The 16194-nt window shown below is 71.8% G+C and carries 12 protein-coding genes; 5 read left to right on the top strand and 7 right to left on the bottom strand.

Features of this window, described 5'->3' with window-relative positions; translation table 11 throughout:
- The first annotated feature begins 8 nt into the window (after window positions 1–8).
- A complete protein-coding gene (locus tag ACZ4Z3_RS20240) occupies window positions 9–2891 on the top strand; it encodes a glycoside hydrolase family 2 TIM barrel-domain containing protein (protein ID WP_468502276.1) in 2883 nt (960 codons plus the stop codon).
- Between the two features lie 77 nt (window positions 2892–2968).
- Here the strand turns inward: ACZ4Z3_RS20240 and ACZ4Z3_RS20235 are convergent, their stop codons facing one another.
- Together ACZ4Z3_RS20235 and ACZ4Z3_RS20230 are read right to left on the bottom strand one after the other, a co-directional pair.
- The gene (locus ACZ4Z3_RS20235; RefSeq protein ID WP_468502275.1) at window positions 2969–3481 is read right to left on the bottom strand and encodes a hypothetical protein; all 513 of its coding nucleotides are present in this window, start codon (window positions 3479–3481) and stop codon (window positions 2969–2971) included.
- Complete coding sequence (locus ACZ4Z3_RS20230; RefSeq protein ID WP_468502274.1) at window positions 3478–5184, bottom strand: PHP domain-containing protein; 1707 nt, start codon at window positions 5182–5184, stop codon at window positions 3478–3480. The genes ACZ4Z3_RS20235 and ACZ4Z3_RS20230 overlap by 4 nt, the downstream gene beginning before the upstream one ends.
- A gap of 238 nt (window positions 5185–5422) precedes the next feature.
- Between ACZ4Z3_RS20230 and ACZ4Z3_RS20225 the strand changes: the two genes are divergently transcribed.
- The 3 genes from ACZ4Z3_RS20225 (at window position 5423) to ACZ4Z3_RS20215 (ending at window position 8164) form a co-directional block, all read left to right on the top strand.
- Window positions 5423–6742, top strand: a complete 1320-nt coding sequence (locus ACZ4Z3_RS20225; protein ID WP_468502273.1) for a jacalin-like lectin — start codon at window positions 5423–5425, stop codon at window positions 6740–6742.
- Between the two features lie 97 nt (window positions 6743–6839).
- Window positions 6840–7439 (top strand): TetR-like C-terminal domain-containing protein, encoded by a 600-nt coding sequence (locus ACZ4Z3_RS20220; RefSeq protein WP_468502272.1) that lies wholly within the window; start codon window positions 6840–6842, stop codon window positions 7437–7439.
- Between the two features lie 110 nt (window positions 7440–7549).
- Window positions 7550–8164, top strand: coding sequence for a dihydrofolate reductase family protein (locus tag ACZ4Z3_RS20215; protein ID WP_468502271.1), 615 nt, complete (start codon window positions 7550–7552; stop codon window positions 8162–8164).
- 49 nt (window positions 8165–8213) lie between these two features.
- Here the strand turns inward: ACZ4Z3_RS20215 and ACZ4Z3_RS20210 are convergent, their stop codons facing one another.
- The 3 genes from ACZ4Z3_RS20210 to ACZ4Z3_RS20200 all read right to left on the bottom strand — a co-directional run bounded on the left by ACZ4Z3_RS20210 (window position 8214) and on the right by ACZ4Z3_RS20200 (window position 11573).
- Complete coding sequence (locus ACZ4Z3_RS20210) at window positions 8214–8570, bottom strand: hypothetical protein (RefSeq protein WP_468502270.1); 357 nt, start codon at window positions 8568–8570, stop codon at window positions 8214–8216.
- A gap of 53 nt (window positions 8571–8623) precedes the next feature.
- A complete protein-coding gene (locus tag ACZ4Z3_RS20205; protein ID WP_468502269.1) occupies window positions 8624–10414 on the bottom strand; it encodes a DUF2264 domain-containing protein in 1791 nt (596 codons plus the stop codon).
- A 76-nt stretch (window positions 10415–10490) separates the two neighbouring features.
- On the bottom strand, window positions 10491–11573 hold the full coding sequence (locus tag ACZ4Z3_RS20200) for a rhamnogalacturonan acetylesterase (protein WP_468502268.1): 1083 nt from the start codon (window positions 11571–11573) through the stop codon (window positions 10491–10493).
- A 188-nt stretch (window positions 11574–11761) separates the two neighbouring features.
- Between ACZ4Z3_RS20200 and ACZ4Z3_RS20195 the strand changes: the two genes are divergently transcribed.
- Window positions 11762–13444, top strand: coding sequence for a rhamnogalacturonan lyase B N-terminal domain-containing protein (locus ACZ4Z3_RS20195; protein WP_468502267.1), 1683 nt, complete (start codon window positions 11762–11764; stop codon window positions 13442–13444).
- Window positions 13445–13451: 7 nt separating this feature from the next.
- Here the strand turns inward: ACZ4Z3_RS20195 and ACZ4Z3_RS20190 are convergent, their stop codons facing one another.
- Both ACZ4Z3_RS20190 and ACZ4Z3_RS20185 read right to left on the bottom strand, forming a co-directional pair.
- Window positions 13452–14864 carry an RICIN domain-containing protein gene (locus ACZ4Z3_RS20190; protein WP_468502266.1) on the bottom strand — a complete coding sequence of 471 codons (1413 nt, stop codon included), beginning with the start codon at window positions 14862–14864 and terminating at the stop codon, window positions 13452–13454.
- A gap of 1 nt (window position 14865) precedes the next feature.
- The gene (locus ACZ4Z3_RS20185; RefSeq protein WP_468502265.1) at window positions 14866–15984 is read right to left on the bottom strand and encodes a family 43 glycosylhydrolase; all 1119 of its coding nucleotides are present in this window, start codon (window positions 15982–15984) and stop codon (window positions 14866–14868) included.
- Window positions 15985–16194: the final 210 nt, after the last annotated feature.

The raw sequence follows: 16194 nt of genomic DNA, 5'->3' as shown, positions 1-16194 counted from the left end.
GGAGACCGATGTCTTTCCGCACCACCGGCACCACCGCCTCGTCCGTCGACTACGTCGAGGACGTGTCGCCGGGCAGCGGGGCCCTGCCGCCCCGCGCCTGGTACGCGAGCTCCGACGCCCGTTCCCTGTCCCTCGGCGGCGACTGGCACTTCCGGCTGTCGCCGACCGCCGACGCCGAGGACGACTCCTTCGCCGCGGAGGGGTACGACGCCGGGGACTGGGCCCGGGTGTCCGTGCCGGGGCACTGGGTGCTGCAGGGCGACGGGGCCTTCGGGGCGCCGATCTACACCAACCACCTGTACCCCTTCCCGGTGGACCCGCCCCGGGTGCCGACGGAGAACCCGACCGGCGACCATCTGCGGTACTTCGACCTGCCCGAGGGGTGGCCGGCGGACGGCGGGGCCGTGCTCCGCTTCGACGGCGTGGAGTCCTGTGCCCGCGTCTGGCTGAACGGCACGGACGTCGGTGAGTTCAAGGGCTCGCGGCTCGCCCACGAGTTCGCCGTCGGGCACCTGCTGAAGCCCACGGGCAACGTCCTCGCGGTGCGGGTCCACCAGTGGTCGGCGGGCTCCTACCTGGAGGACCAGGACCAGTGGTGGCTGCCCGGCATCTTCCGGGACGTCACCCTGCTGCACCGCCCGGCGGGCGCCGTCCTCGACTTCTTCGTGCACGCCTCCTTCGACCACGTCGGCGGCACCGGGACCCTGCGCGTGGACTCCGACGTCGACGGCCGGGTCCTCGTGCCCGCCCTGGACATCGATGTCGCGACGGGCGAGCCGGTGACCGTCCCCGTCGAGCCGTGGACCGCCGAGACCCCTCATCTGTACGACGGTGAGCTGGTGACGGAGGGCGAGCGCGTCCCGCTGCGGATCGGTTTCCGCACCGTCGTGCTGGAGGACGGCCTGATCAAGGTCAACGGCCGGCCGATCCTCTTCAAGGGCGTCAACCGCCACGAGTGGCACCCGGAGCGGGGCCGCGCGCTCGACCTGGAGACGATGCGCGCGGACGTGCTCCTGATGAAGCGGCACAACGTCAACGCGGTGCGCACCTCGCACTACCCGCCGCACCCCGCCTTCCTCGACCTATGCGACGAGTACGGGCTGTGGGTCATCGACGAGTGCGACCTGGAGACCCACGGCTTCACCGAGCAGAACTGGCGTGACAACCCCGTCGACGACGACCGCTGGACCCCGGCCCTGCTGGACCGGGCGGCCCGGATGGTCGAGCGCGACAAGAACCACCCGTCGATCGTGATGTGGTCCCTCGGCAACGAGTGCGGCACCGGACGCGGTCTGACCGCCATGGCCGAGTGGATCCACGGCCGCGACGGCTCCCGCCTGGTGCACTACGAGGGCGACTGGGACTGCCGCGACACCGACGTCTACTCCCGGATGTACGCCGACCACGCCGAGGTCGAGCGCATCGGCAAGGGCCTGGACGGCGGTACCCACAAGCGGCGCGGCCTGCCCTTCATCCAGTGCGAGTACGGCCACGCCATGGGCAACGGCCCCGGGGGCCTCGCCGACTACCAGCGGATCTTCGAGGCGCACGACCGCGTCCAGGGCGGCTTCATCTGGGAGTGGATCGACCACGGCGTCACCCACCCCGAGCTGGGCTACGCCTATGGCGGCGACTTCGGCGAGGAGCTGCACGACGGCAACTTCGTCTGCGACGGCCTGGTCTTCCCGGACCGGACGCCCTCCCCCGGCCTGGTCGAGTTCAAGAAGGTGATCGAGCCGGTCCGCATCGACGGCGACGGCGCCGCCGGGACCGTACGGGTGCGCAACGCGTACGACTTCGCGGACCTGTCGGAGCTGGCCTTCGAGTGGTCGTACCAGGTCGAGGGGAAGACGCTGGAGGCGGGCGCCCTGGTCGTGCCCTCCCTGAAGCCCGGCGAGTCGGCCGAGGTGAAGCTGCCGCAGCCGCCGTCCGGCGGGCCGGCCGGCGAGGCGCTGTGGACCGTACGGGCGCTGCTGGCCGAGGACACCGCCTGGGGCCGCAAGGGCCACCAGGTGGCGTGGGCGCAACTGCCGGTCGTGGAGCGGCCGTCGCCGGTCGTGACGCCCGGCGACGGTCCCACGGCGAGTGAGAAGCTGATCTACCTCGGCCCGGCCTCCTTCGACGTACGCACAGGCGCGCTGAAGACCATCGGCGGCATCGACGTGACCGGGCTGCGCCTCGACATCTGGCGGGCGCCGACCGACAACGACGCCGGGGCGGACTGGCAGCCGGACCCGCAGTACGGCCTGCTCTGGCGCAAGTTCGGCCTCCACCGGATGCGCCACCGGCTGGACGCCGTCGAGGTCGGCGACGACGCGCTGACGGTACGGACCCGGGTGGCGCCGGCGGCGTGGGAGATCGGGCTGCGCACGACGTACCGCTGGACGTCGGACGGGACGCGGCTGAAGCTGACCGTGTCGGTGGACCCGGAGGGCGACTGGACGGTGCCGCTCCCCCGCCTCGGCATCCGCTTCGGGCTGTCGTCGGCGGACGCCGTGCAGTGGTACGGCGGCGGCCCGGGCGAGGGTTACCCCGACACCAAGTCGGCGTCCATGCTGTACCGCTGGCACTCCACGGTCGACGAGCTCCAGACCCCCTACCTCCGCCCCCAGGAGAACGGGGCCCGCTCCGACGTCCGCTGGGCGGAGCTCGGCGGTCTGCGGATCGACGGCGACCCGGAGTTCTGGTTCACCGCGCGGCGCTGGACGAGCGAGCAGCTCGACGCCGCCGAGCACCTGACCGACCTCCGGGCCGGTGACACGGTGTGGGTCAACCTGGACCACGGCCAGATGGGCATCGGCTCGCAGTCGTGCGGGCCGGGCGCGCTGCCGCAGTACCACCTGCGGGCGGAGCCGACGGAGTTCTCGTTCGTGTTCTCCGAGCTCCGCTGAGCGGTGGCGGTCCGCCGACGGTGAGGGCGGCCGGGCTTCACGGCCCGGCCGCCCTCATGTGTGTCCGCCGGCCCGTCTCAGTGGTCGGCGCAGCACGGTGTCGGTTCGGGGACCTCGAAGGGGACGAGGGTGCCGCCGACGGCGGGCATCGCGGTGAGGACCAGTTCACCCTCGTGCCAGTGCGGGCGTACGTGGTCCCGCGTCATCAGCGGGGTGTCCGGGTCCGGTTCGCCGGGCCCGCCGAGCACGGTCACGCGGGTGATCGCGGAGCGGTCCAGCACGTCCGCGACGGACAGGGTGCCGGTCAGGGCCGTGGCGCCGGGGTAGAGCACGGCACGGCCCATGGCGTCCGGGATGCCCGGCGTCACCTCGTGGTCGTGGGCCGCCAGCCGCTCCCGGACGGTGCTCAGGAGCGGCCGGGACGGCACCGCGAGGGACAGGGCGACCCTCGGCCGGCCCTCTCGGACCAGGTGGGTGCACCCGAACGTGTCCTCGGGGAGGGCGAGTTCGGCGGCCAGCGCGTGGAGCAGACGGTCGGCGGTGCGCAGGTCCCGGAGCCCGGCGTCCACGGTGAGGGCGTACGGCGTCACGAGGGCAGCACCCACACCGGGTTGGAGTAGAACCACAGGTCGCGCCACGGGTCGGCGTCACCGACGACGTCGAGGGCGGGGCCCTCCGGGTCGACCGCCGCGCCCATCGCGCCGACGGCCGAGCGGTTGCCGTCGCTGCCGCGCAGCCGGACGTAGAGCGGGCGGTCGACGCGGCCGAGGTGGTGGGTGAACCGGACGGTGCCGGTGGACTTGTTCACCTCGTAGGACTTGACGACCTTCGCGGTCGGCGCGGTGAAGGTGTCCTTGTCCGCGGGTGTGCCCGTCACATCGCCCTGGATGACGTCGACGCGCGCCAGCTTGGGCACGAAACCGGCCCAGTTGGGGCCGCCGGCGAGCGCCACGTCGACGGTCAGGGTGACCTTGGTGCCCTTCCTGACGTGCAGGGCGCCGCCGAGGGTGGCCCAGCGGCTGCCGCCGGACACCCGGATGTCGAGGCCGCTGATGAGCTGTCCGTGGTCCACCCAGACGCGGCCCGCGCGGATGCCGTCCATGACGGCGGCGTAGGAGAAGCCTGCGGCGCCGACGTGGGTGCGGCTGTACTGGCCGGGCCAGTAGTCGCCCTCCGTCAGGTCGATCTTCCCGCCGTAGACGGGGTCGGTGTGCCTGCCGTTGGCGGTGAAGTCGCTGTCCGGGCCGCCGCGTACGGCGGTGTCGGTGTAGACGTTGTGGGAGTCGGAGTTGGCGGTGATCCACCACGGCTTGCCCTCGGCGAGCAGGCTGTCCCACAGGCCGCCGACGGTGGCGGTCATCCAGTCGAAGCCGCCCCAGGTCCGATAGGACTCCGGGGGGTAGCCGGGGAAGGAGTTGGCGCCGGGGCTGTTGTCGTAGATGCCGCGGGCGCGGCCCATGCCGAGCGGCGCGGCGATGCCTCCGGCCTGGTGGCCGGGGGCGCCCTCCATGCCGACGGCGATGCGGTGGCGGGGGCTGGTGGCGTCCCGCCAGGCGCGCAGCTCGTGCGGCGAGTCGATGCCCTTGCGGGCGGGGTGGTTGGCGAGCATGAGCACGTCCTTGACCTTGCGGCGGCGGACCTGCTCGGCCAGGAAGTTCAGCCCGGCGATGGCGAGCGCCTCGTTGGCGGGCGTCGAGTCGGTCGCGCCCTTCACGCCGCCGTCGTAGTCGGTCTCGAACTGCTTGAGGACGGCGACCTCGTTCTTGCCGGGGTGGACGAAGACGGTGCCGTGCTCGGCGGCCGGGATGTTCCACTCCAGGCCCTGGAAGACGAGGGTGTCCTCGTACGCGGCGCGGGCCTGACGGATGTCCGGGTTGACCTTCTCGACGCCGATCTTGGCGTGGGTGGCGTTGCCGTGGTCGGTGATGACCAGCCAGTCCAGGCCGTGCCGGGCGCCCTGGCGGACCTGGTCGACGACGCGGTACTTGCCGTCGTTGCTGTACTGGGTGTGGATGTGGTGGTCGCCGGACAGCCACAGGAAACCGCCGCGCTTGCGGCTGCCGGCGGCGTGCGCGGGGGTGGCCGCCGCCGGGGCGAGGACGCTCGCGGCGGTCAGGCCCGCGCCCAGCAGACCGGCGCGGCGCAGCAGGGTGCGGCGCGACTGCTGCTCGGGGGTCAGCGCCTCGTCGGGCACGGCGGTGTCGAAGGCGGCGGGGAGGCCGTCCGCCGCCGGGTGTTCGTGATCGTGGTCGTGTCCGTGGTGGTGATGACCGTGCGTGTGCCCGTGCCCCATGTGACGCCTCCTGGATGCCGCTGCCTTCCGCGGCTGCCCTCCGCGACGCGAGTGCGCCGCCCGTGGAGGATCGAGGCGAAACATGAACGTTGAACGAGTACCGGGTGACCACAAGGTGCCATGGACGCGTCAAATCGCAACGCCTCTCCCTGTTTCCTCAACTGCCCTTGCCCGTCACACTGTTGAACACAGAACCTGAGCACTGCTCACCTTTCCCACCCCCTCCCGGAGTACCCGCATGAGACGACTCCTCGGCACCCTCACTGCCGCCGCCCTGGCCGTCACGGGCCTCGCCACCACCGGCGCGGCGCCCGCGACGGCCGCCGCCTCCGGCACCTTCAACGTGCTGACGTACAACGTCGCGGGCCTCCCCGAGGGGCTGAGTTCCGGCAGCCCGAAGACCAACACCCCCCTGATCTCGCCCCGCCTCGGCGCGTACGACCTCGTCAACGTCCAGGAGGACTTCAACTACCACGCGGCGCTCTACGCGGGCGACGACCACCCGCACCGCACGGCGACCAGCGGCGGGGTGCCCTTCGGGGACGGCCTCAACACCCTCTCGGACCTGCCCTTCGAGGACTTCGAGCGGGTGAAGTGGAACAAGTGCACCGGCACCAACTGCCTGACCCCGAAGGGCTTCTCCCTGGCCCGGGTGCGGCTCGCCGAGGGTGTCTTCGTCGACCTGTACAACGTGCACACCAACGCCGACTCCGACGACGCGGCCCTGGCCGCCCGCCGGGCGAACATCACCCAGCTCTCCGACTTCATCAAGGCCAACTCGGCGGGCAACGCGGTGATCGTCATGGGCGACACCAACACCCGCTACACGCGTGCGGGCGACAACATCCGCACGCTCGTGTCGGAGAACGGCCTGCGCGACCCGTGGGTGGACCTCGTCAAGGGCGGCAGGCCGCCGGCCCAGGGCGCTGACGCCCTGGTCTGCGCCACCACGGCCCCGGCCCAGGACTGCGAGGTCGTCGACAAGGTCCTCTACCGGGGCAGCCCCCTGGTGGACCTCACCGCCACGCGCTACCACAACGAGTGGGCCAAGTTCCTCGACGTGGGCGGGAAGAACCTCTCCGACCACTTCCCGCACACCGTCGACTTCTCCTGGAGCGTGAACCCCCGGCTCGGGGCGAGCGACTTCTTCGGCGGCCCGCACGGCACGGCGTTCAGCGACGCCGACGACCTCCCCTCGGCCGTCACGCCCCGCACGCTCACGCTGCGCGGCGCGTCCCGCCTCGACGCGGTGTCGCTCACCCACGACGGAGGTACGACGCTCGCCCACGGCGGCACCGGCGGCACGGCCGTCTCGCTGACCCTGGCGCCCGGCGAGCACCTCACGTCCGTGAAGCTCACCCAGGGCAAGAAGGACGGCCGCACCCGGATCTTCTCCGCCGCCTTCACCACCGACCAGGGCCGCACCCTCGCCTCCGGCACGCCCACCGCCGACACCCGCACCTTCACCGCCCCCGCCGGCCGGCAGATCGTCGGCTTCACCGGCCGCTCGGGCGCCGAGATCGACAAGCTGGGCGTCCTGTACGCACCGATCGGCTGACCCGGGGCCGCGCCAGGAGCGCCGGGATCCGAGGGCGACCGCCTCACCTAGGCTGTCCCCACAGATCCCAGGCACGCGGAACACGAGGTGGTCGCCCTTGCCCAGAACCGGCCTGACGACCGAGCGGGTCGTCGCGGCGGCGGCCGATCTCGCGGACGAGGTCGGGTTCGAGAACGTGACCCTGTCGGCGCTCGCTCGGCGGTTCGGGGTGAAGGACGCGAGCCTGTACTCCCACGTCAGGAACCTCCAGGACCTGCGGACCCGGGTCGCGTTCCTGGCCGGCGAGGAGATGATCGAGCGGATCGCGGACGCGGTGGCCGGACGGGCCGGCAAGGACGCGCTGGCCGCGTTCGCCGGGGCCTACCGGGCGTACGCCCTGGAGCGGCCCGGCCGGTACGCGGCCACCCAGGCCCGCATGGACCAGGACCTGGTGGCCGCCTCGCCCGCCTTCCGCCGCACCGCCGAGATCACCTACGGCATGCTCCGCGCCTACGGCCTGGAGGAGCCCGACCTCACCGACGCCGTACGTCTGCTGCGCAGCACCTTCCACGGCTACTGCGCCCTGGAGGCGGACGGCGGTTTCGGCGCGTCACGCGACGTGCGGACGTCCTGGGACCGGGCGGTCGAGGCCCTGCACGTGGCCCTGGAGAACTGGCCCCGGGAGGCGGCCGTACCGGGGTCCGTGCCGCCGTCGTGATGCCGGGCGGCGGACGGCCACGCGCCGGTCACCCCGGCGGCGCCGCACGCGACGGATGATCGCCGCGGGGATGACCGATGAGTTCCGGGCGTCGAGACGGTCCGCCCTGTATGACCCGCATCATCGCTGACATCTCGGTCTCCCTCGACGGGTTCGTCACCGGACCCGACCCCGGCCCGGACAACGGGCTGGGCACCGGCGGCGAGGCCCTGCACACCTGGGCGTTCTCCGACGACCCGGAGGACCGCCGGATCCTGCGCGAGGCGACGGCCCGCTCCGGCGCCGTCGTCCTCGGCCGGCGTCTCTTCGACGTGGTCGACGGACCGTACGGCTGGGACGACGAGACCGGCTACGGCGCGGGCGAGGTCGGCAAACCCGCGTTCGTGGTCGTGACCGGCTCACCGCCGGACGCGGTCCGGCTCACCGGCCTCGACTGGACCTTCGTCACCACCGGCGTGGCCGACGCCGTCGCCGCCGCGCGCGAGCGCGCCGAGGCGGCGTCGGCCGCCGGCGGCAGGGACCTCGACGTGGTCGTGATGGGCGGCGGCGCCACCGTCGGCTCGGCCCTCGACGCCGGCCTCCTCGACGCCCTCACCCTCCACCTCGCCCCCGTCGTCCTGGGCACCGGCACACCCCTCTTCACCGGCAGGACACCCCACGCCCTCGTACAGCGCGACGCGACCCCCACCTCGACCGCGACCCATCTGACGTACGACATCCTCTGACCGGCCCCGCACCCGGACCGGCGGGTCCCGCCCTCGGCCCGACGGTCGCTCACGTCGCGGGGGGCACATGAGGTGCCGCCGCCAGGCGGGCCATCGCGCGCAGCCTCGCGAAGTACTCGGCGCAGTACTCCTCGTCGATCAGCGGCACGATCTTGTCAAGGTCGGCGGCGCGCGCCCAGAGGGCGGCGATGTCACCGTCGTCGAGCCCACCGTCGTCCAGTTCCGTCCGCACCAGGCCCGCGACATCGGAATCCACGAGGACCAGATCCACGCCCGCGACGTCCGCGCCGCGCCAGCCGCCCGGGAACGGTGCGCGCAGGTGCTCCGCCCACAGCCGGGCGAGTCGCTCGTGGGACCGTGGGCAGGGTCGGGGTCGGCCGGTCCTCTCCTGTCGCACGTCGCGCACCTCGGTCTCCTCCTTGTGTTGCCGTGGGCGGAACCGCTCTCAAAGGGGGACGGCTAGGTCGTGTCCGCAGCCTGGGGCCGAGCTCGCGTTGCGCGGGGCACAGGGACCGGTTCCAGGTCCTCGGAGACGACCGCGCCGTCCGTCAGCCGGAGCCGGATCTCCGGGCCGTCCGTCCAGCGGACGTGCAGTTCGCCCGAGGCGGCGAGTCGCACGGACACCGTGTCCTCCAGCGGGGGCGGGGCCGGGTCGGCCGTCAGGCGGGCCAGGGCGACGAAGAGTGCCGTGTCGTCGGTGGTCTCGCCGGTGAGGGCCGGCGCGCCGTCGCCGGCCTCGGCGTCCGTGAGGCCGAGGGCCGGTCGGAGGTCGGTGCGTACGCCCTCGGTCGGCGCCCAGCCGGTCACGTGGATCGGCGTCCCGGGAGCCGCCCCCACCACCAGGTGGGCCCTCACCTCCACCGCCCCACGGGCGAGGACGAGGCTCGTCACCCGCGCTCCCCCGGCCGCCGTGTGCCGGGACGCCGCCCAGCCCTCGCCCACGCCGAGCGGTTCGATGCCGGTCCGGCTCGCGTCGCCGTCGACGATCACGCTGTTGTCGTACGACACCGGGGGTTCCGCCAGGGGCACGGGCGCCGTCACCGTGGAGTACGCGAGGCGGGTGTAGTACGGGTCGTAGCGGACGTCCTCGCTGCCGTGGTTGTGGAGGCGGACCAGACCGTCCGAACGGGTCGACTGGAGCAGCCAGTCGGGCGGGCCGAGCGGCCGCAGTTCGTCGGCGCGCTCCACCGGCGCCGCCTCCTCCGTCGCCGTCCACACCGGGTGGTCCGGCGGCAGCAGCAGACCGAGGAAGCCCTTGCTCGCCCAGTACGGGGAGGCGGGGCCCGAGTAGCCCTGGAGGACGGCCGGGTCGGGGCCGTGCCAGCCCAGCGACAGCAGGCCCCGGTCGTCGACGGCCCCCCGGTCGAGGAAGTACTTCAGGGCGCCGGACGCCAGCCGGCGCGTCTCGCCCGGCCCGAGCGGTGTCCGGCCGGTCAGCGCGCCGAGCCAGAACGGGACCGCGGTGGCGAAGCGGTACGTCAGGGAGCGACCCTGGTGCAGGGGGGCGCCGTCACCGCCGAACAGGCGGGCGTAGTCGGCGAGATGGGTGGACAGGCGGCCGCCGTAGAGGTCCAGCAGGCGGGCGTCGCCGGCGAGCCAGGCGTGCAGCACCGGGTAGAGGTGCATCGCCCAGCCGTTGTAGTAGTCGAACTTGCGGCCATCGCCGTCGGTGTACCAGCCGTCGCCGAGGTACCACTGCTCGATGCGGTCGAGCCGCTCCTCGATCACCCGGCGGGACCTCTCCGGCTCGTGGCCGATCTCCGCGAGGAACCCGCCGACGGTCACCGGGAACAGCTCCCAGTTGCAGGGCCAGGGTTCGGCGGTGAGCGCGTCGCCGAGCCAGGCCGCCGCGCGCTGGCGCACCCCGTCGTCGAGGCGGTCCCACAGCAACGGCCGCGTCAGCCGGAGCGCGAGGGCGATGGACGCCGCCTCCACGAGCGGCTGGCCGCGGTCCTCGATGCGCGGCCACACCCCCGAGACACCGGCCGCGAGTCCGTCGGCGTAGCGGGCGAGGGCCTTCTCGTCCTTGCGGAACGCGGCGAGGAGCAGCGTACGGGCGTAGCCCTCCAGGCCGTCCGAGAGGCGGCCCGACCAGCTCGTGCGGTCGCCGGGCAGGTCGTACAGGGCGCCGTCGGCGGTCGCGTACGGCTCCACGGCGGCCAGCAGCGCGTCGGCGGCCACCTCCCAGTGGGCGCGGGTGTAGCCGGTGTACGGGCTGAGGCTGCGGTCCTCGTCGGGCGGGGAGGGCATGGGCGCACGCTTCCTGGGTCGTCGCTGTCGGTTGGAACCTGGGGCGCCCCGGTTCCGGTCGGGGCGCCCCAGGGGCTCATCCCACCCTGGTCCGCCCGGCGGGCACCAGCCCCAGGGCGACGAGTTCGTCGCGGACGAGGCCGGCGTACACGGTGGCGCCGTGGACGGAGGTGTGGGTGTTGTCGCGCTTCTCGTCGGAGAGGTAGAGCGCCTTGGAGGCTTCGGTGCCCAGGGACTCGACCAGGGCCTTCGTCCTCGCGGTGAGGTCGATCAGGGGCACGTCGTGGGCGGCGGCGACGGAGCGGACGACGGCCGGGTGGTCGACGCCGAGGCCGTTGACGAGGAGGGCCGTGTTGTTGTCGAGAGTGCCGTCCGCGTTGAACCAGCGGCGCACGATCGGGGTGACCAGGACCGGCCGGCCGCCCTGGTCGCGGACGCCCGCGACCAGGGTCTCCAGGTTGGCGCGGTAGGTGGTCTCGTCGGTCTGCTTGTCGTTGTGGGCCAGTTGGATCAGCACCAGGTCGCCGCGGCGGATCCGCGGCTGGACGGTGGCCCACAGCCGTGTGTCGGCCAGGTAGGACACCGTGCTCTCGCCGGAGTCGGCGTGGTTGGCGACCGAGAGGCCCTTGCGGAGGTACTGCGGGAGCTGCTGGCCCCAGCCGGAATACGGGTCGCCGGGCTGGTCGCAGACCGTGGAGTCGCCGACGAGGAAGATCTGCCGGGCCATGGGGGTCCCCCCTGCTCGAGCGGAGCCGAGAGCTCGGGGGAAGGCGGGGGTCACGCGGATGTCGGCCAGCGCGGGGGCCGAGCCGCCGATGACGAGGTCGAGGCCGGGGGTGCCGTCGGGGCCGGTGGGTTCGCCCTCGGGGGTGCGGACGTTCACGGTGAAGCTGCGGGAGACCGGTTCACCGGCGGCGGTCGCCGTCTCGGGCAGGAGGGCACGACGTGTCTCGCCGGTGACGCGCGTGCTCGCGGCGCTGTCGCCGCCGAGCCGGACGGTCACGTCGTAGGTGCCGGCGGGGACGTCGAAGTGGCAGGCGTTCGCCGTGCAATGCTCCGGGCCCAGGACAGGTCGGCCGTGGTGCGCCTGGGCCGGTGCGGCCGCCAGGACGGTGCCCAGGGTCGCCGCCGTCAGCGCGGCGACGGTGAATCGTCTCATTGCGGCTCCTCGGGGGATGACAAGACCCGGCGGCTGGACCGTACCCCTTTTGGCAAGCGCTTTCTAGATCTCGAACCGCTTTTACAAGATTGCCAACTCCCTTGTCTCGAAAGCCCTTTCGCGAAATCGATTCAACTGTCACTCTTCCGAATCACCCGCACTCCCCCCACCCTCCCGAGGAGGCCCCCATGTCCCAGGCCACCGACCAACAGGCCCTCGGCCGCCGCGGCTTCGTCCTCGGCACGGCCGCCGCCGCGGCCGGCGCGGCGCTCGCCGGGTCGCTCGCCGGCACCGCCCGCGCCGCCGCGTTCGGCTGGAGCGACGACGGCACCCACTACGTCGTCGACACCGGCGCGAACCTCGTGTTCAAGGTCAGGAAGAGCAACGGCGACCTGGCCTCGCTCGTCTACCGGGGCACGGAGTACCAGGGCTACGGCGGCAAGAACTCGCACATCGAGTCCGGCCTCGGCAGCTCCACCGTGACGATCCGCCAGTCCGGTTCGACGATCCTGGTCTCCGTCACGTACGGCACACTGCGGCACTACTACGCGGCCCGCAGCGGCGAGAACAACATCTACCTGTGGACGAACAAGGCCGACACCTCGGTCTCGGCGACCCGCTTCATCCTGCGCGTCAGGGCCGGCCTGTTCCTCAACGACGCGCCCGACTCGTACACGTACGCGCCCACCACCATCGAGGCCTCGGACGTGTTCCGGAAGTCCGACGGCCAGACCCGCTCGAAGCACTTCTCCCGGCTGCGGGTCATGGACTACGACTACGTCGGCTGGTCGGCGAACGGCGTCGGCCTGTGGATCGTGCGCTCCAACCACGAGAAGGCGTCCGGCGGCCCGTTCTACCGCTCGCTGCTGCGCCACCAGAGCGCGGACGGCGGCGGGTTGTACGAGATCCTCTACTACGGGCAGAACCAGACCGAGGAGCAGCGGTTCGGCCTCCAGGGCCCGTACGTGATCGCGTTCACCGACGGCGGGGCGCCCTCCTCGTCGTTGTATTCGGGCACGCTGACCACCCCGTGGGCGGACTCGCTCGGCATCGCCGGGTACGTCGGGGCGGGCGGCCGGGGCCGGGTGGCGGGCGTCGGCATCACCGGGCGGAACACGTCGTACCCGTACACGGTCGGGCTCGCCAACTCGGCCGCGCAGTACTGGGGTTCTGTACGCTCGTCGGACGGCTACTTCAACATCACGCGTGTGCTGCCGGGGACGTACACGCTGACCGTCTACAAGAGCGAGCTGGCGGTGTACACGACCTCCGTGACGATCACGGCAGGCGGCACGACGACGCTCAACACGATCGCCATCCCGTCGTCGAACGACCCGTCCAACGCGAGCGCCATCTGGCGGATCAACGACTGGAACGGCACACCGAGCGGCTTCAAGAACGCCGACCTGATGACGTACGCGCATCCTTCCGACGTCCGGGCCGCCGCCTGGACGGGCAACGTCGTCATCGGCAGCGGCACCGAGACGTCGGCCTTCCCCTGCTATCTGTGGAAGGACGTCAACAGCGGCATCCTCGTGTACTTCAGGCTGACCGCCGCGCAGGCCGCCGCCGCCCACACCCTGCGCATCGGGGTGACGACGGCCTACGCCAACGGCCGGCCGCAGGTCGTCGTCAACGACAGATGGACGTCGGCGATCCCCTCCCCGCCCACCCAGCCGAACACGCGGTCCCTGACCAACGGGTCCTACCGGGGCAACAACCACACGTTCACCTACAGCGTCCCGGCGTCCGCCTGGCTGACGGACACGAGTCAGTACAACGTGCTGAGGATCAACGTGGTGAGCGGGTCGGGGACGACCTCCTATCTGAGTGCCGGGACGGCGATCGACGCGATCGACCTGCTGAGCTGACGACCTGTCATGTGCCGCGGGTCCACTGCTGGTTCGTGCCGCCGTTGCACGTGTACGTGATGATCGCGGCCGAGTCGGCGGTGGACCCGCCGCTCACGTCCAGGCACTCGCCGGTCGCGCGGGACCTGACGTTGACGTGGGAGCCGGTGGTGGTCAGGGACCACTGCTGGTTGGTCGCCGACGAACCGCAGTTCTCCTGGGTGACGGTGTTCGCGTTCTCCTGCACGCACAGGGAGCTGTGGCGCGTCACCAGCTGGTAGTAGCCGCCGCCGACGGACTTGAACCAGTACTTCTGGTTGGTGCCGCCGTTGCAGGCGTACTGCTTGATCTGGGCGCCCGCCCACAGCGACTGGTTCGTGACATCGGCGCACCTGGAGGAGTGGCGCGCGACCAGCGTGTTGTACGTGGCACTGACGCCGCTGACGGTGCCGGCGGCCGTGTCGATCGTGATCTCCGGCGACCAGGACAGGGACATCGTGGTCGAGGTCGGGAAGGTCAGCGGCAGCCACACATAGCGGGAGTCGTTGACGGTGCCGCCGAAGGAGTTGCCCCAGCGGTCCCCCATGTACAGGTACGAGGTGGTCGACGTGCCCTGCACGGGCAGGACGTACGCGGTCTGCGAGCCGAACGTGGTCGAGTCGCCGATGTTCGCCATCGCCGTCCAGGGTCCGGCGATGTTGGTGGCGGTGGCGTACTGCTGCTGGTTGGGGCTCCAGCCGGTCGCACCCGAGGTCAGCATGAAGTAGACGCCACCCCGCTTGAACAGGGCCGGGGCCTCGCGGTGGCCGCCGTGCCAGGGGTCGGCGACGAGGGCGGCGACCCGCGTGTAGTCGGCGGTGAGCCGGTAGATCTGGAGGTCGTAGTTCTCGCGGGCCGCCGAGATCATGTAGCCGGTGCCGTCGGTGTCCACGAAGGTGGTGATGTCACGGGACATGTGCTGGCCGAGCGGACGGAAGCTGCCCCGCCAGCTGTAGTCGCCGTCGACGGTGTCGGAGACGGCGACGGCGGCACGGGCCTCGCTGTAGTCGACGCCGTTCTCCTTGTGCATCCACATCACGAACGTGCCGGTGGACGCGTTGTAGACGACCTTCGGCCGCTCGATGTTGGCGGTCGCCAGTTCCGGGTCGGTGGCCTGGGTGAGGACGTTGTTGCGGAACTCCCAGTTCTTCAGGTCCGTCGAGCGGTACGCCGACACGTACTTGAAGGTGTTGTCGGGGTTCCGGTGCTCACCGAACCAGTAGTAGTACGAGCCGACCTTGAGGACCCCGCCGCCGTGGGCGTGCACGGGGTTGCCGCCGCTGTCGGTGAACTGGACGCCGTTGGGGACGGTCTGGGGTGCCGCCTGGGCCGGGCCCGCGGTGACCAGGGCGCCGGCCAGCGCGAGACAGAGCGCGAGGAGGATCGCGTGGGCACGTCTCATCTCAGCTCTCCTTCCGGGAACCCGGGGTGGGGGTGTCGGCGACGGGGACGCCGAAGTCGGGGGTGCCGTCGGGCTTCCAGCCCAGGCGCTGCACACGGGTGTGGCGGTTGGGGTCGTTCAGGGGGTCGCCGACGATGTCCTTGTACTGGCGGGCGTGGTAGACGAGGACGTCGGTGCGGCCGTCCTCGGCGACGGTGAAGCTGTTGTGGCCCGGCCCGTACTGCTTGGTGGTGTCGTTGCTGGTGAAGACCGGCGTCTGCGACTTCGACCAGTTCGCGGGGTTCATCAGGTCGGCGTCCTCGTCTACCGTCAGCAGGCCCATGCAGTAGTTGAAGTCGGTGGCGCTCGCCGAGTACGACATGAACAGGCGGCCGTTGCGCCGGATGACGGACGGGCCCTCGTTGACCTTGAAGCCGATGACCTCCCAGGGCAGCTCCGGGGTGGAGAGCCGGACCTGGGGTCCGGTCAGGGTCAGCGGGTCGGCCATCCTCGACAGCCACAGCGCGGTGTTGTTGTCCATGCCGGGCTCGTGCTGCGCCCAGGCCAGATAGCGGGTGCCGCGGTGGGTGAAGGTGGTGGCGTCGAGGGAGAAGGTCTCCCAGGCGGTCTTCAGTTGGCCGCGCTCGACCCAGGTGCCCTTGAACGGATCGCGGTGCGCGTTCTCGAGGACCCAGATCCGGATGGCCCAGACGTCCTCGGCGGGCGCGGAGGCGAAGTAGATGTACCACTTGCCGTCGATGTGGTGGATCTCCGGTGCCCAGATGTGGGCGCCCATGACACCGGTGGCGTGCTTGCGCCAGATCACCGACTCCGACGCGGTCGACAGGCCGCGCAGCGTGCGGGATCTGCGCAGGATGATCCGGTCGTACTCGGGTGCGGTGGCCGTGAAGTAGTAGAAGCCGTCGCGGTGGCGGTGGATGTGCGGGTCGGCCCGGTTGCGGACCAGCGGGTTGACGTACGGGGCGGCGGCACCCGGTCCCGCCGGGGGAGCGGCCGGCCCGCCGGTCGCCGCGTGGGCGGCACCGACACCGGGCAGCGCGGTGAGGGCGCCCGCGGCCATGGCGCCCTTCAACAGCAGCCTGCGGTCAGGGGTTAGGGGCAAGGCGTTGTCGCGGCTCATGCGGTCTGCCTCTCTGAAGGTTCTGTGTGGGGGGCCGTGGGGGTCGTGGGGGTTGTGGGGGGCGCGTGGGGGTCGTCGGAGCGGGCGAGGTGGCACAAGAAGGAACAGAATCGTTCGGCACATCGCACAAGATCAGTCACCCCGAATGGCGAAAAGGTAAAGGCGCGCCCTCGGGAGGTCAACGGGTCCGACGAGATGAGGGAAAGCGAT

This window comes from Streptomyces sp. NPDC030296 (assembly GCF_055572815.1).
This window is presented reverse-complemented; position numbering and strand designations above follow the sequence as displayed.

What these genes read in the sequence shown, in the direction of transcription:
- ACZ4Z3_RS20190 (WP_468502266.1), bottom strand. Translation starts at nt 14,864, where the DNA reads ATGAGACGTGCCCACGCGATCCTCCTCGCGCTCTGTCTCGCGCTGGCC.
- ACZ4Z3_RS20215 (WP_468502271.1), top strand. Translation starts at nt 7,550, where the DNA reads ATGACCCGCATCATCGCTGACATCTCGGTCTCCCTCGACGGGTTCGTC.
- ACZ4Z3_RS20200 (WP_468502268.1), bottom strand. Translation starts at nt 11,573, where the DNA reads ATGAGACGATTCACCGTCGCCGCGCTGACGGCGGCGACCCTGGGCACC.
- ACZ4Z3_RS20185 (WP_468502265.1), bottom strand. Translation starts at nt 15,984, where the DNA reads ATGAGCCGCGACAACGCCTTGCCCCTAACCCCTGACCGCAGGCTGCTG.
- ACZ4Z3_RS20230 (WP_468502274.1), bottom strand. Translation starts at nt 5,184, where the DNA reads ATGGGGCACGGGCACACGCACGGTCATCACCACCACGGACACGACCAC.
- ACZ4Z3_RS20195 (WP_468502267.1), top strand. Translation starts at nt 11,762, where the DNA reads ATGTCCCAGGCCACCGACCAACAGGCCCTCGGCCGCCGCGGCTTCGTC.
- ACZ4Z3_RS20240 (WP_468502276.1), top strand. Translation starts at nt 9, where the DNA reads ATGTCTTTCCGCACCACCGGCACCACCGCCTCGTCCGTCGACTACGTC.
- ACZ4Z3_RS20225 (WP_468502273.1), top strand. Translation starts at nt 5,423, where the DNA reads ATGAGACGACTCCTCGGCACCCTCACTGCCGCCGCCCTGGCCGTCACG.
- ACZ4Z3_RS20205 (WP_468502269.1), bottom strand. Translation starts at nt 10,414, where the DNA reads ATGCCCTCCCCGCCCGACGAGGACCGCAGCCTCAGCCCGTACACCGGC.